At 43.4% G+C, this 13,872-nt stretch carries 12 protein-coding genes; 9 read left to right on the top strand and 3 right to left on the bottom strand.

Annotation, left to right across the window (positions count from 1 at the left end; all coding sequences use genetic code 11):
* Positions 1-280 precede the first annotated feature (280 nt).
* From IGJ17_RS13330 to IGJ17_RS13320, 3 genes are all read left to right on the top strand, one after another.
* On the top strand, positions 281-682 hold the full coding sequence (locus tag IGJ17_RS13330; protein ID WP_008380641.1) for an MmcQ/YjbR family DNA-binding protein: 402 nt from the start codon (positions 281-283) through the stop codon (positions 680-682).
* Between the two features lie 229 nt (positions 683-911).
* On the top strand, positions 912-2,621 hold the full coding sequence (locus IGJ17_RS13325; protein ID WP_077451992.1) for an ABC transporter ATP-binding protein: 1,710 nt from the start codon (positions 912-914) through the stop codon (positions 2,619-2,621).
* Between the two features lie 2 nt (positions 2,622-2,623).
* On the top strand, positions 2,624-4,393 hold the full coding sequence (locus IGJ17_RS13320) for an ABC transporter ATP-binding protein (protein ID WP_429961503.1): 1,770 nt from the start codon (positions 2,624-2,626) through the stop codon (positions 4,391-4,393).
* Between the two features lie 205 nt (positions 4,394-4,598).
* On the opposite strand, the gene IGJ17_RS13315 is transcribed toward IGJ17_RS13320, so the two are convergent.
* On the bottom strand, positions 4,599-4,916 hold the full coding sequence (locus IGJ17_RS13315; RefSeq protein ID WP_185938614.1) for an RNHCP domain-containing protein: 318 nt from the start codon (positions 4,914-4,916) through the stop codon (positions 4,599-4,601).
* 514 nt (positions 4,917-5,430) lie between these two features.
* On the opposite strand from IGJ17_RS13315, the gene IGJ17_RS13310 reads away from it, so the two are divergent.
* Entirely contained in the window at positions 5,431-5,748 is a 318-nt protein-coding gene (locus tag IGJ17_RS13310) for a hypothetical protein (protein ID WP_086316521.1), read from the top strand.
* 107 nt (positions 5,749-5,855) lie between these two features.
* Here IGJ17_RS13310 and IGJ17_RS13305 read toward each other — a convergent pair whose 3' ends face one another.
* The gene (locus IGJ17_RS13305; RefSeq protein ID WP_176273425.1) at positions 5,856-6,647 is read right to left on the bottom strand and encodes an L-threonylcarbamoyladenylate synthase; all 792 of its coding nucleotides are present in this window, start codon (positions 6,645-6,647) and stop codon (positions 5,856-5,858) included.
* Positions 6,648-6,972: 325 nt separating this feature from the next.
* Here IGJ17_RS13305 and IGJ17_RS13300 point away from each other — a divergent pair, with 325 nt between their 5' ends.
* The gene (locus tag IGJ17_RS13300; protein ID WP_008380653.1) at positions 6,973-7,893 is read left to right on the top strand and encodes a cation transporter; all 921 of its coding nucleotides are present in this window, start codon (positions 6,973-6,975) and stop codon (positions 7,891-7,893) included.
* A 58-nt stretch (positions 7,894-7,951) separates the two neighbouring features.
* Positions 7,952-8,788, top strand: coding sequence for a YitT family protein (locus IGJ17_RS13295; RefSeq protein WP_005234105.1), 837 nt, complete (start codon positions 7,952-7,954; stop codon positions 8,786-8,788).
* A 97-nt stretch (positions 8,789-8,885) separates the two neighbouring features.
* On the opposite strand, the gene IGJ17_RS13290 is transcribed toward IGJ17_RS13295, so the two are convergent.
* Positions 8,886-9,554, bottom strand: coding sequence for a GntR family transcriptional regulator (locus IGJ17_RS13290; protein WP_005234106.1), 669 nt, complete (start codon positions 9,552-9,554; stop codon positions 8,886-8,888).
* Positions 9,555-9,742: 188 nt separating this feature from the next.
* Here IGJ17_RS13290 and IGJ17_RS13285 point away from each other — a divergent pair, with 188 nt between their 5' ends.
* Genes IGJ17_RS13285 through uxaC form a run of 3 tightly spaced genes read left to right on the top strand, consistent with a single transcriptional unit; the run spans position 9,743 to position 13,823 of the window.
* Positions 9,743-11,338, top strand: coding sequence for a mannitol dehydrogenase family protein (locus IGJ17_RS13285; RefSeq protein WP_086316519.1), 1,596 nt, complete (start codon positions 9,743-9,745; stop codon positions 11,336-11,338).
* Positions 11,339-11,341: 3 nt separating this feature from the next.
* On the top strand, positions 11,342-12,418 hold the full coding sequence (gene uxuA, locus IGJ17_RS13280) for a mannonate dehydratase (RefSeq protein WP_061053189.1): 1,077 nt from the start codon (positions 11,342-11,344) through the stop codon (positions 12,416-12,418).
* A 16-nt stretch (positions 12,419-12,434) separates the two neighbouring features.
* Positions 12,435-13,823, top strand: coding sequence for a glucuronate isomerase (gene uxaC / locus IGJ17_RS13275; protein WP_086316518.1), 1,389 nt, complete (start codon positions 12,435-12,437; stop codon positions 13,821-13,823).
* The last annotated feature ends 49 nt before the right edge of the window (positions 13,824-13,872 follow it).

The following is a 13,872-nucleotide window of genomic DNA, read 5'->3' as shown; positions in this document are numbered from 1 at the left end:
AATGAATCTTGTCCATGACATCTAGTAATCAATTGCCCTTATTGGCGAGTACATCTTACTCGCTGATAAGGGGTTTTTTTGTATCTTCTGAGACAGATGAATGAATGTAACGCCGCATGCAGCTCTCAAGAGTCATTTTCAGGCGACATGTTATTGATAAAAAATCCCTTTTTACACGGCAACCATGTATAATAGTAGGAAATAGAGCAGAAAGCGATTCAATCTGTCAAAATTGAGACAGAAAATGACGGTTTTGATAGTAGAAAGTGAGGGAAACACAATGAGTACATCGATTGAAGAAAAAATTGCACAAAAAATGCAGCGATTTCAAGCATTTGGGGAAGGCTTGCCGGGAGCCAAAGTCTATTACCGCGAAGATTGGGATGCAATCTACTTTGATTTAGTAGGAAAACAGTTTGGGATCATGAGTCCGCAAGCAGAAGAAACAGCATTTTTGACTTTGAAAAATCTGCCCGAGGTCAACGAAACGCTGCGAGAGCAATTTCCTGACGTCATCATTCCGGGGTATTATGCCAATAAGACCCATTGGAATACCATCAAGTTGGCATCTGATGCCTTGATGGAAGAAAACATCGAACAAATGATTTTGGTTTCCTACGATCTAGTCAAACAAAAACTGACAAAAAAACAAAAAAGTGAGCTGGAAAACAGCGAATCGTAAGTCAAAGATTTAGCGACAGAAAATAAGGAAGACCCTCTTGAGGATCATCATAATCCCTTTATTATTCGTTATTTTCGCCAACATTTATGCAATATTTTCAAAGAGCTTTCATGAAAGCTCTTTTTGTTTTATTTGTTCGCTTGTTTCTAGTCGTGATCCATGGTAAATTGTTGTGCAACCGAAATTTTTTGGCAGTCTTTTCTGCTAAACACAAAGGAGTGGTACGTATATGGATCTGGTCTTACGCCATGTCAAAAAGTACAAAGCGGCAACTGGCATTGCCTTATTATCGGTCATTTTAATGGTCGTTGCTGCATTATGGCAGCCAAAGCTCTTGCAGCAAGTGCTAGAATCAATTATTACTGAAAACAATGATGAAATGAAAAAAATTGGTGTGCAGTTGATTGGGCTAGCATTGCTAGGACTTGTTGCAGGGATCATCAACACGGTTTTTTCTGCGAAAGTGGCGCAAGGCGTTAGTGCCGATATTCGAGAAGAGATGTTTCGGAAAATCCAGACATTCTCATTTGGAAATATCGAAACCTTCTCAGCGGGAAATCTTGTGGTGCGCTTGACCAATGACATCACGCAAATTCAAAACTTAGTGATGATCTCGCTACAATCGTTGTTTCGGATCCCGTTCTTATTTATCGGTGCCTTCATTTTGGCGATGACAACCATGCCGCAACTGTGGTGGATCATCGTCTTACTGATTATCGCTGTCCTAGTGATTACGGCACTATCCTTTACACGGATGGGCAAACACTTTATGATCATCCAGAACTTGATCGACAAAATCAATGGGATTGCCAAAGAAAATTTGATGGGGATTCGTGTGGTGAAATCTTTTGTTCAAGAAGACAACCAACTGCAAGGCTTTTCTAAAGTCAGTGAAACGTTAACGAAGCATAACATTATTGTAGGAACCCTGTTCTCTGTAATGATCCCCTCCTTTATGCTGGCGGCCAACTTAGCAGTGGTCGGCGCGATTTTCTTTGTCAGTGATCTAGCGAAAGATGACCCAACCTTGATTGGGGGAATTGCCTCATTCATGAATTATTTGATGCAAATTATGATGGCGATCATTATCGGCGGCATGATGATGATGATGACTTCACGGGCTGCAGTTTCGCTAAAACGGATCAAAGAGATTCTAGATACCGAACCGGATCTGCAATACCAAGATGTCCCAGAACAAGAATTGTCTGGAAGTGTCGCTTTTGAAAACGTCAGCTTCCGTTACCCTGGGGATGAAAAAAATGCCCTAACGGCTATCAGTTTTACCATCAAACCTGGCGAAATGATTGGGATCGTAGGGGCGACTGGTGCCGGCAAATCAACACTGGCGCAACTGATTCCCCGTTTGTTTGACCCAACGGAAGGTGTCGTGCGGGTTGGCGGCGTTGACTTGAAAGAAGTCAATGAACAAAGCTTGCGTAAAACGGTCGCTTTTGTCTTGCAAAAAGCGATCCTCTTTTCAGGAACGATTGCCCAAAACTTGCGGCAAGGGAAAAAAGATGCCTCAGAGTCTGAGATGTCTCGCGCAACAGAAATCGCTCAAGCCAGCGAATTTATTCAAAAATTGACAGCGGGTTTTGAAGCGCCGGTCTCCGAGCGCAGCAGCAATTTTTCTGGAGGACAAAAGCAACGCTTATCGATTTCTCGAGGCGTGATCGGTGAACCGAAAATTTTGATTTTGGATGATAGTACGAGTGCATTAGATGCTCGTTCGGAAAAATTGGTTCGCGAAGCGTTTGAAAAACAATTAAAAGACACGACAACAATCATTATCGCGCAAAAGATTGCCTCTGTTGTGAAAGCCGACCGCATCTTCGTTTTAGATAATGGACGTCTGGTTGGTGAAGGAAGCCATGAATTTTTAGCCAATAACAATGCCATCTATCAAGAAATCTTCGCAACACAGAAAGGAGAGGAGTAACCATGACAGATTTGTTCAAAGCGAGTAAATTTTTCTATCATTACTTAAAACAATACAAGTGGTCGTTTCTATTCATTTTTGTAACGGTGATTCTGGCAACGTATCTGCAAGTGCAAGCACCAGTTTTTGTCGGAGAAGCGTTCCAAGAGTTGGCGAATTATGTTGGTGGTTTGATGCAAGGGGTCGATGATAAATCGGCTTTTCTATCGATCATTTGGAAACTGTTGATTTTTTATGTCTTAGCCAGTGCAGCCAATTTTGTTTATAGTATCTTGTTCACGCAAGTGGTGGGAAAATCAACCAACAGAATGCGGATCGGCTTATTCAATAAACTGGAAAAATTGACGATCAAATTCTTTGATTCCCATCAAGACGGTGATATTTTGAGCCGTTTCACCAGTGACTTGGATAACATTCAAAACAGTCTGAACCAAGCATTGTTGCAAGTGCTGACCAATGTAGTCTTAATGGTGGGAATCTTGATCATGATGTTCCGTCAAAACGTTGAATTGGCATGGGCAACGATTGCTTCTACCCCGATTGCGGTATTAATCGCGGTGATCGTGATCCAAAAAGCCCGCAAATATGTCGATCTACAGCAAGATGAAGTCGGAAACTTAAACGGCTATATCGATGAAAAAATCAGTGGTCAACGAATCATCATCACCAATGGACTGCAAGAAGAAACCATCGATGGTTTTCTGGTCCACAACCAACAAGTCCGCGAAGCTACCTACAAAGGGCAAGTCTACTCTGGGCTGCTTTTCCCCTTGATGCAAGGAATGTCTTTGTTGAACACGGCAATCGTGATTTTCTTTGGTGGCTGGTTAGCATTGAACGGTGACTTAGAACGTTCCGTTGCTTTAGGATTAGTTGTGACCTTTGTCCAGTATTCGCAGCAATATTACCAACCATTGATGCAGATCTCTTCTGGTTACAGCATGATTCAGTTGGCGATCACCGGTGCGCGCAGAATCAATGAAATGTTTGATGAACCCAATGAGGTCAAACCAAAAGACGGGATCAAAGTGAAGGGCATCAAAGAGGCGGTTGCTTTGAATCATGTGGACTTTGGGTATGACAGTCAAAAATTGGTCCTAAAAGATGTCTCGATCACAGTCAACAAAGGCGAAATGGTCGCATTAGTCGGGCCGACGGGTTCAGGAAAAACGACCATCATGAACCTGTTGAATCGCTTCTATGATGTGAATGGTGGTTCTGTGACCTTTGACGGCATCGATATCCGGGAGCTAGATTTGGATCTGCTGCGTTCTCAAGTGGGAATCGTTTTGCAAGAATCCGTGTTGTTCTCAGGGACGATTCGCGAAAACATTGCTTTTGGGAAACCAGAAGCGACTGAAGCCGAAGTCATTGCAGCAGCGAAACAAGCCAATATCCATGAGTTTGTTATGACGTTGGAAAAAGGCTATGACACGGAGATCACCGAAGAGAATAATCTTTTCAGTACTGGTCAAAAACAATTGATGAGTATTGCCCGAACGATTTTGACCAATCCAGAATTGTTGATTTTGGATGAAGCCACCAGTAACGTTGATACCGTGACTGAAGCGAAAATTCAACGAGCAATGGATGAAGCAATCAAAGGACGAACCAGTTTTGTGATCGCCCATCGCTTGAAGACGATTTTGAATGCCGATCGCATCGTTGTTTTGAAGGACGGCGAAGTCATTGAAGAAGGCAATCACCATCAATTGGTGGCGGCTGACGGCTTTTATGCGGAACTATATCACAATCAATTCGTTTTTGAATAAACGCAAACCAACGTAAACTCATTAAGAAGACACTAGCAGGACAGCCCGCAATTTCGTCAGCCAATCGACGAAACAGCGGGCTGTTTTTTAGGTTAAAGCAAGCGCTTCTTATGACGACAATGTCTATGAGCAGTTAGTGGTATAAGAGATCCGTTGATCTGATAACAAAAAAAGACCAGCCTGAAGCATGGTCTTCTTTGGTTTTTTAGTGATACGCAGCGGTTTGAGTCAACCACTCAATAAAATGGTCTGGTTGTTGCGTATCCTGCGCCACGATATTCCATTGCTGGTTTTTGCAGCGGGTGCATTCATGCAGCAGCTGATAGCCTTTTTGGGAATGTTGGCGATAGTCGATGGGACGCATCAGGCCATGGCAAGTATTTTGACGATCACCTGGGCGAATATCCACGTGTAACGAGTAGAGACACTGGGGACAATGGTTGCGGTAAGAACCATTGGTCAAGGGGGCAACAGGCGTACTGCAGTTTTTACAAACAAAGGTCGTGTTTTCTTCTTTTCTCATTTTGCTTTCCTCCAAAAGAATGATTTCTTTTGAGAGAAAAGGGTTCCGTTCGTTCTTCATCAGGCTTCTTTGGCTAGGGACACATTCACCGTCCGTAACGATTACTTCTGCTTCCAGCTTCATGCGATTTCGCAATCCGTACCACGCTTAGTTTTTTTGTTTTGTGCTAAGCACTGTGTTGCGGCAGCCCACAACCCAGCAGTAAGTGTAGTCCAAAGTCACTGTCATTGGCGTCGTCCCCTAGAAAGCAATTGAGGAATGCTTTTTCATAGAGTCCCTCCTATGTGTTTATGAGGGGATTATAGCAGAAATAGAGTTGGAATTCTATGACAGAGAAAATCCGATCGTAATTTACCTCCTTTTTTATCTTTAAAAACAACAAAATGTAGATTATAATGCTGTTTTATGACAAAATGTTCGTATGTAGGTTTCTCTCAATTTTATTTTGGTCACTGAAGAAGAGACACGGAATCACAAAATGGAGGAAGGATGACCTAACGAAAGGAGAACAAAAATGTTTGGTACGAACAAGAAATCTGAAAATTCGAATGGCACACAAGGCAAGAAACGAAAAAAGCGTTTGACTGTAGAAGACCTGATCAACCAGTATATTGTAGAAAAAGAGGTTCATGAATTGAGTGAGGGTCTGTCTGTTCAGATTTTTAATGACTTAGCTGCTCACCGCGGACTGTTCATGGAGATCCCCAAACTCAGTTACAAAGACCTTGGAGCAGCTATCCAAATCGATCAAAACTGGATTAAAATCAAGCAACAAGATACGATCATCAAACAACAGGCACAGATCATTCAGCTTTTGAAAGAAACACGATAGAAGAAAAGTATTTTTTTCTATTGAAAAACCGAAGAACGAGCTGAGCGTTTTTCCTTGAAAAGGAGGGCCGTTAGCTGGTTCTTCGGTTCTTTATTGACGATGAAAGATTAATAATACTCCCCGTGGCGATAGTCCCATGAGTTGAAGTGATCAGAAAGGTACATTTGGATTTTTTCAACATCGAGTCCTTTACGGATCAAGACAGGTGCTGGCGTGATGGAGCGTTGGTCTCCTTGCTCTGGAATCAAGTTGCCGTCTTGGTCAACGAAAGAAACCATGACTCCTTGCTCATAGCGGGTTTCCAGCGTTTTGTCTGGTTGGATCGATGCAACATAGTCGTTGCCTTCGATGATCAGATCGGCTTCTTGCGCGATTTGTTCGCCGATCCCTTCAACAAGTCCGCGATTTCCTTTGCCTGAAGGGTTCGCTGAGCTGGCGAAAAGCAATTTCTTTTTTTGATCCCAAAGTTCTTTTGAGATCTGCTCACCAGGGACACCGAATTTGATCACGAAACAGCTGGTTCCCCGAACGTCCGTCATCAATTCTTCTGAACCATCTTTTGGGATATAGGCTTTTCCTGATTCTTTCCAAGGCAAAATCGCACCGAATAACACGTCATTGTTCCAACACGTTTCATAAACGGCGGCGGTTTCCGCATTTAATTCGGCTAATTCATGTAGCTGCTCCAATGAGCTGCAAAGAACGACGCCTGGTTTGTTACGCTTGCGATTCTTTGCTGAAAACTTGCGTTCCAGCCCTTTTTTATCAGAGACGGCAATGATATAGCCGACTTTGGTTGGGCAGACGATCACTTTGCCTTCTTCATTCAAATAGTTGATCGCTCGTTGGTTTGGTTCTCCTGTCCATGGGACTTGTTTTGCTTCATTCACTCTCTTCATCCTCCCTGTCTTCCAATGAATCGCCGTTATGAAAAATATAGCGGAATATTCTGAAAATTCTGATTGAATATGGTTACCCTTGATGATAAGGGAATCAATCCGCGTAGTCAAGGGGATTTACACCAGAATGTAAAAAGAGTGGAATAGAAAGATCGAATATGCATCACTAGAGAATAGAGTGAATGATTGACAGCAATACTATTTTTTTCCGCTTTGTATGAAAAAATTGACTGTTTTTTATGTTATTTATATGGGAAGATAGGCTTATAGATAGAAGAATGCAATCAAATTGATAGTTTTTTTGAAAAAAAGAAAGAGGAGTATCATGAGTGAAAAGAAAAAAATACGCAAGCTTTTGTTGGCATCGATTGTCGCTGGGAGTATTTATGGCGGCGGTGCCTTGCTTTTTGGGTTACTGGTCAGTTATAACGTCCTCTTGTTAGATGGTGTTTATACATTGATTGGTGCAGTGATGTCACTGATTGCTTTGTATGTGGCAAAATATATCCAAGCCCAAGACTTTGAACGTTTCCCATTCGGCAAAGAAGCGTTGATGCCGTTGGTTGTTTTTATTCAATATAGTATCATCTTGCTGATCTCAATTTATGGAGTCATTGAATCTGCTTTTAGTTTATTACACGTCAGTGATGGCATGATTGATCCAATCGGTTTGTATTTCTCGCTGATTGGTACGATCTACTGTTTCTCTTTTTACTTGTACTTAAAAAAGAAACCACTGACTCATCCCTTTTACTGGGTAGAACTAGAACAATGGCGTTTCGGCTTTTTCTTTAGTCTGGGTGTCGTCGGTTCATTTCTTGTGTCATGGCTGATTCAAGCCAGTCCCTATGGAAATTTCGCGATGTATGTCGACCCAATCATCTCCATCGGGATCACCTTGTTCTTTATTCAGCTTTCGATTAAAGAGTTGAAAGCGGCCATTCTGGAATTGACTTCTTCAACTCCGAAAGAAGAACTACGAGAGTCCATCATGACGATCGTTGAAAAAGAACTGCGCGCAGAAGAAGTGGTGGACTTTGTGTTACGTACCGCCAAAGTCGGCAATCAAGTCATTGTGGAATTAGATGTGGTGATTTTACCTGCAACACCTCTCGATACAGTTGGGCGGCAAGATCCCTTGCGAGAACGATTGAATCAAGCAATCAGCCAACAGATTTCCGGTTATTCCCTCTGGCTAAACATAAATTTTGTCGGTGACATCAAATGGGCGTATAGTGAGGAGTAAGAATGGCTGCAAAGCGGCTTGAATAAACCGTGAAAATGACAGAGAAAAGAGGAAACAAATGACAATTCTGAAAACCTATGGAAAAATCACCGCAGCACTTTTCTTGTTAGCGGCAAGCATCAATTTATTTTTAGGCCCGCATCATGTGGCAGCTGGCGGTGTCAGCGGAATCGGTATTTTATTAGAGTCAGCCCTCGGTTGGGATCGAGCGGCTGTGATCATGGTCTTGAATATTCTCATGCTTATTCTTGCCTATGCCTTTTTAGGGAAGGGGCCTTTTTTGAAAGTCCTCTATGGTAGTTTTGCTTTTCCAGTAGCAATTGCTTTAGTCCCAGAATATATGGTGGCTGAAGATCGGCTGCTTTCCGTGATATTTGGCAGTGCGATTTTTGCTTTAGGAGTAGCGATTTTGTACAAAAATCAATCTTCTAGCGGTGGCACAACGATTCCACCGCTGATTTTCAAGAAATACTTTAATTTGAATCCAGCGATTGGCTTGCTGGCGACCGATGCGATCGTGGTCTCCATGAACTTGTTCGTTTTCGGGTTTGAAGAGTTCTTGTTTGCGATATTATCGATCGTGATCACCTCTGGTGTGATGACCTACATTGAAACGGGCTTTAACCGGAAGAAATCCATCATGATCTTAAGTGAGAACCACGTGAACGAGATTCGAGAAGCAGTCTTTGATAAAACAGCTCGTGGTGCCACACTATTGGCTGCCCAAGGCGGCTACCAGCAAGCAGACAAACAAGTACTGTTGATCGTGGCCAGCGACCAAGAATTTATGCAGATCAGACAAATCATTGAGACCATTGACCCAAAAGCGTTTGTGATCGTCAATAATGTCTCAGAAGTACTGGGCCAAGGCTTTAGTTATCACCCAATCGAATGAGCGTATTCTCGCTTGTTCAGCGTATGAAACCACTCTCGTCAAGTAGGCAATCTACTCGACGAGGGTGGTTTTTAAGGTCCATGATTTTCAAATAGCTTTACTCCGTAAAGTAATCGGGAAAGGCCTTTTCCACAAAAATCAAATCGTTATCAATGACATCAATGTGTTGTCCGACCAAGGGAGCAATTTTGGCTTGGTCTTTTTCTTTTAAAGTGGCTAAGATTTCTTCGTGATCCCGCAAAATAATTTCCCAAGACAATTCCTCCACCTCTAAACGTAAGAAGCGGAAGCGATTTAAAGGCAGATTGATCGTTTGTAGCCAATTCCAGACATTTTCTTTGTCGGCGATTTTATAAATCAACTGATGGAAGGCCTCGTCGAGTTGGAAAAACTCGATTTCATCCTTCAATTGGGCATAGGTCCGCTGCAAAATAACGAGTTTTTCTAGTTCTTTCAGCTGCTCTTCTGTAATGGCTTGGCAGGCCGCTACGAATACTTCTTTTTCAAGCGTCTCTCTGACAAAACGAGCTTCTTCAATTTGTTTGATACTGATTTTAGAAATATAGGTGCCGCTTTGGGGAACGACATGGATCAGTGCTTCACGGCGCAGACGAATAATTGCTTCACGGATCGGCGTCCTGCCAATGGTTAGCCGTTGCTCCAATTCCTTTTCAGATATTTTTTGACCGGGAATCAGTTTGGCGGTTAAAATCAACTCTTTGATTGATTCATAAGCTTGTGATTGAAAATTTGTAGGGTTCAACATAAACGCTTCTTTCTGTATCAGGCATTCAATTACCTTCTAAAGAAAAACTCTGAAGGAAGGTGCCTAGGGATAGTTTTGAGTAATAAAACTAGTATATAAGTTGAATAACCTTTTGTAAAGGCTTGCAATTCAGTATAGAATGAACTAGAATACTAATATATCAGTTTTAAGAAAAAGGAGGAAGTAGGATGTTTGATTTTGCTGCCTTGAAGCAGGCAGGAGTTACGATGCCGATCGTTCCCAAAGAAGTGACGGATCAATCAGATACTCAGTTTCAATGGTTACACTTTGGTGGGGGAAATTTGTATCGGGCATTTCACGCAGAAGTAGCCCAAACGTTGATCGATCAACAAGCGCTGACAAAAGGAATCGTAGTTTGTGAAACCTTTGATGAACAGGTGATTGATCAAGTATATGCCCCTTACGAGAATGATATTTTAGAAGTGGTCATGCATGAAGGGGGACGGTTGGAGAAAAAATTGCTCCAGTCAACGGCGGCTAGTTATTATTGCCATCCTTCCCGTGCTGCGAGTTATGAGCAAATACGCAAAGTATTTCAGGAGCCGTCACTACAGTTGGTTACCGTAACGATCACAGAAAAAGGCTATGGCTTAAAAGACAGTCAGGGGAAATTTTTACCTGTCGTACAAGCGGATCTCGCTGCGGGTCCCCATCAGGTCAACCATACAATGAGCATTTTGGCTAGCTTTTTATGGGATCGTTTTCAATCAGGGGCACTTCCGATCGCTATGGTTTCCACCGATAATTTTTCGCAAAATGGGCTCCGTTTCCAAACGGCGATTGTCACCATTGCAAAAGAATGGCAAAAGCTGGGGCATGTTTCAGAAGCGTTTGTCCGATACTTAGAAAACAACGCGCAGGTGACGTTTCCGTGGTCAATGATCGATCGGATCACGCCAAATCCTTCAACAGCAGTTGCAGAAGAATTAGCAGCAGCTGGGATCGAGCAGCTGCCAGTCATCCGTACCGATAAAGGAACGAATATCGCTCCGTTTGCTAACACAGAGACGACTCATTACCTGGTGATTGAAGATGATTTTCCAAATGGTCGCCCGAATTTGGATAAAGCGGGGGTGATCTTGACGAGTCGAGAGATCGTCGACAAAACCGATAGTATGAAAGTCACAACTTGTTTGAATCCACTGCATACCGCAATGAGTTTGTTCGGCTGTTTACTCGGTTATACATCTATTGCTGCGGAAATGACCGATCCAGATATTGTTGCTTTGATCAAAGGAATCGGCTATCGTGAAGGCTTGCCGGTAGTGGAAGATCCTGAGATCATTCAGCCAAAGAAATTTATCGATGAGGTGGTGGGCCTTCGTTTACCCAATCCCCTGATTCCTGACACTCCACAGCGGATCGCCGCAGATACCTCACAGAAAATCGCCATCCGTTTTGGCGAAACCATCAAAAAGTATGTGAAGAAAGAAGGCTCGGCTTCTGAGCTGACTTTCATTCCCTTAGCGATTGCAGGCTGGTTGCGTTATCTATTAGCGATCGATGATGAAGGCCATCCATTTGGCCCAAGTCCTGATCCCCTCTTAGCAGAATTACAAGAGATTTTACGTGAGTGTCAGTTAGGGACAGCCGCCGATGTTCAAGGGATCATTCGACCAATCTTAGCAAATCCGCAGATTTTTGGTTTGGATCTCTATCAAGCAGGAATCACTGAAAAGGTGGGTCACTTGTTCGCTAAGATGCTGGCAGGAACCGGCGCAGTCCGTAAAACATTACATGAAACAGTAGAAGGGATCGAATAAAAAATGGAAATGACATTTCGTTGGTATGGAAAAGACTACGATAAAATCAAGTTAGCAGATATCCGTCAAATTCCTGGAATGAAAGGCATCGTCGGCACACTCTTTGATTTGCCTGCTGGGGCAGTTTGGCCGAAAGAACGGATCAAGGCGCTCGTGGAAGAAGTCGAAGCAGTTGGCCTTTCCCTGAAGGTGATCGAAAGCGTCAATATTCATGATGACATCAAGATTGGCTTGCCTTCGAGAGACCTGTATATCGAAAACTACAAAAAAACGATTCGTAATTTGGCAGCATATGGGATCGAAGTGATCTGCTATAATTTTATGCCGATTTTCGATTGGATCAAAACGGATCTCGATTATCGCTTAGCCGACGGTTCTTCTACGATGGCATTTGAAAAAGCAGGGATTGACAAAGACCCAGAAGAGATCGTCAAAGAAGTTGAGGAGTCAAGCTCTGGCTATACCTTGCCAGGCTGGGAACCAGAACGTTTGGCACATGTCAAAGAATTGTTTGCTGCGTATAAGGATGTCGATGATGACAAATTAAGAGAAAACTTTGCTTACTTCCTAAAAGCCATTATTCCCACCTGTGAAGAGGTCGGCATCAAGATGGCTGTTCATCCAGATGATCCTCCCTATTCGATTTTTGGTCTGCCGCGTATCGTTAAAAACCGCGATGATTTGGATTGGGTCTGCAACGTGGTCGACAGTCCGTCAAATGGTATCACACTTTGTACTGGCAGTATCGCCGAAGACCCAGCCAATAATGTCTATGAGATTTTGGCTGAGTTTTGTCGCCGGGATCGGATTCCTTTTGCCCATGTTCGTAACATTCAATACTTGGGCAATGACAAAGACTTTTATGAAGCACCGCATCTCTCCTCTGAAGGCTCATTAGACATGTATCAGATCCTAGAAGCGATGTACAAAAATGGCTTTGACGGCTACATTCGACCAGATCATGGGCGAATGATCTGGGGAGAAACGGGACGTCCAGGCTATGGCTTGTATGATCGGGCGATCGGCGCTTCCTACTTATTAGGGTTGTGGGAAGCCATCGACAAGAGCGTGGGGCGTTAAGAAAAGGAGCGAAGAAATGTTTTTAACTGACGATTTTATTTTGAAAAACAGCTTTGCCAAACAGTTGTACCATGAGTATGCAAAAAAGCAGCCGATCATTGATTACCATTGCCATTTAGAGCCGAAAGAGATTTTCGAAAACCAAAACTTCACCAATCTCACCCAAGCGTGGCTGGCGGGGGACCATTACAAATGGCGCTTGATGCGTGCCAATGGTGTTGCAGAATCTTTGATCACTGGCGATGCTGACGACTACGAAAAATTCTGTGCTTGGGCGCAGACCTTGGAGGCTTGCATTGGCAATCCATTATATGTCTGGACCAATTTGGAATTGAAGCGAATCTTTGGTATTGATGAGCGATTGACACCAGCCAATGCAGCAAGCATTTGGGAAAAAGCCAATCAACAGCTGCAAACGAAGGAATTTTCACCACGAGGGCTGATCAAAAAGATGGCTGTTGAGGTGATCTGTACGACGGATGATCCCATTGATTCGTTGACGTATCATCAAAAGCTGGCAGAAGAATCCTTTGACGTGTATCCTACCTTTCGTCCTGACAAAGCAATCAATCTGCAGAATCCAGAATTTCCAGCGTACCTTAAGCAATTGGCTGCAGCTGCGAGCAAAGAAATCACTAGCTATCAAACGCTGGTTGAAGCATTGACAGTGCGTATTTCCTACTTCCAGCAACAAGGTTGTCGTTTAGCAGATCACAGTCTGTCACGTCTTGGAGAGGAAGCTTATGATGGCGCTGCACTTGAAGCGATTTTTCAAAAGCGTTTGACCACTGAGACACTGACTAATGAAGAAATCAGACAGTTTCAAACCGGCTTGCTGATTGACTTGATGCGCCAATATGCGAAACAAGGCTGGACCGCGCAATTGCATCTGATGGCGACTCGCAACAACAGTCAAAAACTTTTCCAACAACGAGGACCTGATAGCGGCGGTGATGCGATGGGGGACGACCGTCTAGCGAACGGCTTAAGTCGGACATTGGCGCAGCTTCAGGCGGAAAGCTTACTGCCGAAGACAATTTTGTATTCACTGAATCCCAAAGATTATCCGGTGTTGACTGCGCTGATGGGGGCGTTCCAAGAAGAAAGCAAAGGTAAGCTGCAATTAGGCTCTGCTTGGTGGTTCAATGATACGTATTCTGGCATGCGGCATCAGTTGACGACCCTAGCAGAAGGCGGGATTCTCGGAAACTTCGTCGGCATGCTGACGGATTCTCGCAGCTTTTTGTCTTATCCACGCCACGAGTATTTCCGGCGGATTTTGTGTCAGGTGATCAGTGAATGGGTAGAAGACGGACAACTGCCAGCAGATGAAATATATTTAGGGCAGATCGTCGCAGACATCTCCTATCACAATGCGAAAACCTACTTTGATTTTCCAAACTAATGACTACTCGATTCGTTCTTGGCTTGCTAGAGAAGGAATCGAGTGTTTG

The organism is Enterococcus sp. DIV1096b (genome assembly GCF_050498765.1).
Lineage (GTDB): Bacteria > Bacillota > Bacilli > Lactobacillales > Enterococcaceae > Enterococcus_D > Enterococcus_D entomosocium.
This window is presented reverse-complemented; position numbering and strand designations above follow the sequence as displayed.

What these genes read in the sequence shown, in the direction of transcription:
- IGJ17_RS13330 (WP_008380641.1), top strand. Translation starts at nt 281, where the DNA reads ATGAGTACATCGATTGAAGAAAAAATTGCACAAAAAATGCAGCGATTT.
- IGJ17_RS13325 (WP_077451992.1), top strand. Translation starts at nt 912, where the DNA reads ATGGATCTGGTCTTACGCCATGTCAAAAAGTACAAAGCGGCAACTGGC.
- IGJ17_RS13320 (WP_429961503.1), top strand. Translation starts at nt 2,624, where the DNA reads ATGACAGATTTGTTCAAAGCGAGTAAATTTTTCTATCATTACTTAAAA.
- IGJ17_RS13315 (WP_185938614.1), bottom strand. Translation starts at nt 4,916, where the DNA reads ATGAGAAAAGAAGAAAACACGACCTTTGTTTGTAAAAACTGCAGTACG.
- IGJ17_RS13310 (WP_086316521.1), top strand. Translation starts at nt 5,431, where the DNA reads ATGTTTGGTACGAACAAGAAATCTGAAAATTCGAATGGCACACAAGGC.
- IGJ17_RS13305 (WP_176273425.1), bottom strand. Translation starts at nt 6,647, where the DNA reads ATGAAGAGAGTGAATGAAGCAAAACAAGTCCCATGGACAGGAGAACCA.
- IGJ17_RS13300 (WP_008380653.1), top strand. Translation starts at nt 6,973, where the DNA reads ATGAGTGAAAAGAAAAAAATACGCAAGCTTTTGTTGGCATCGATTGTC.
- IGJ17_RS13295 (WP_005234105.1), top strand. Translation starts at nt 7,952, where the DNA reads ATGACAATTCTGAAAACCTATGGAAAAATCACCGCAGCACTTTTCTTG.
- IGJ17_RS13290 (WP_005234106.1), bottom strand. Translation starts at nt 9,554, where the DNA reads ATGTTGAACCCTACAAATTTTCAATCACAAGCTTATGAATCAATCAAA.
- IGJ17_RS13285 (WP_086316519.1), top strand. Translation starts at nt 9,743, where the DNA reads ATGTTTGATTTTGCTGCCTTGAAGCAGGCAGGAGTTACGATGCCGATC.
- uxuA (WP_061053189.1), top strand. Translation starts at nt 11,342, where the DNA reads ATGGAAATGACATTTCGTTGGTATGGAAAAGACTACGATAAAATCAAG.
- uxaC (WP_086316518.1), top strand. Translation starts at nt 12,435, where the DNA reads ATGTTTTTAACTGACGATTTTATTTTGAAAAACAGCTTTGCCAAACAG.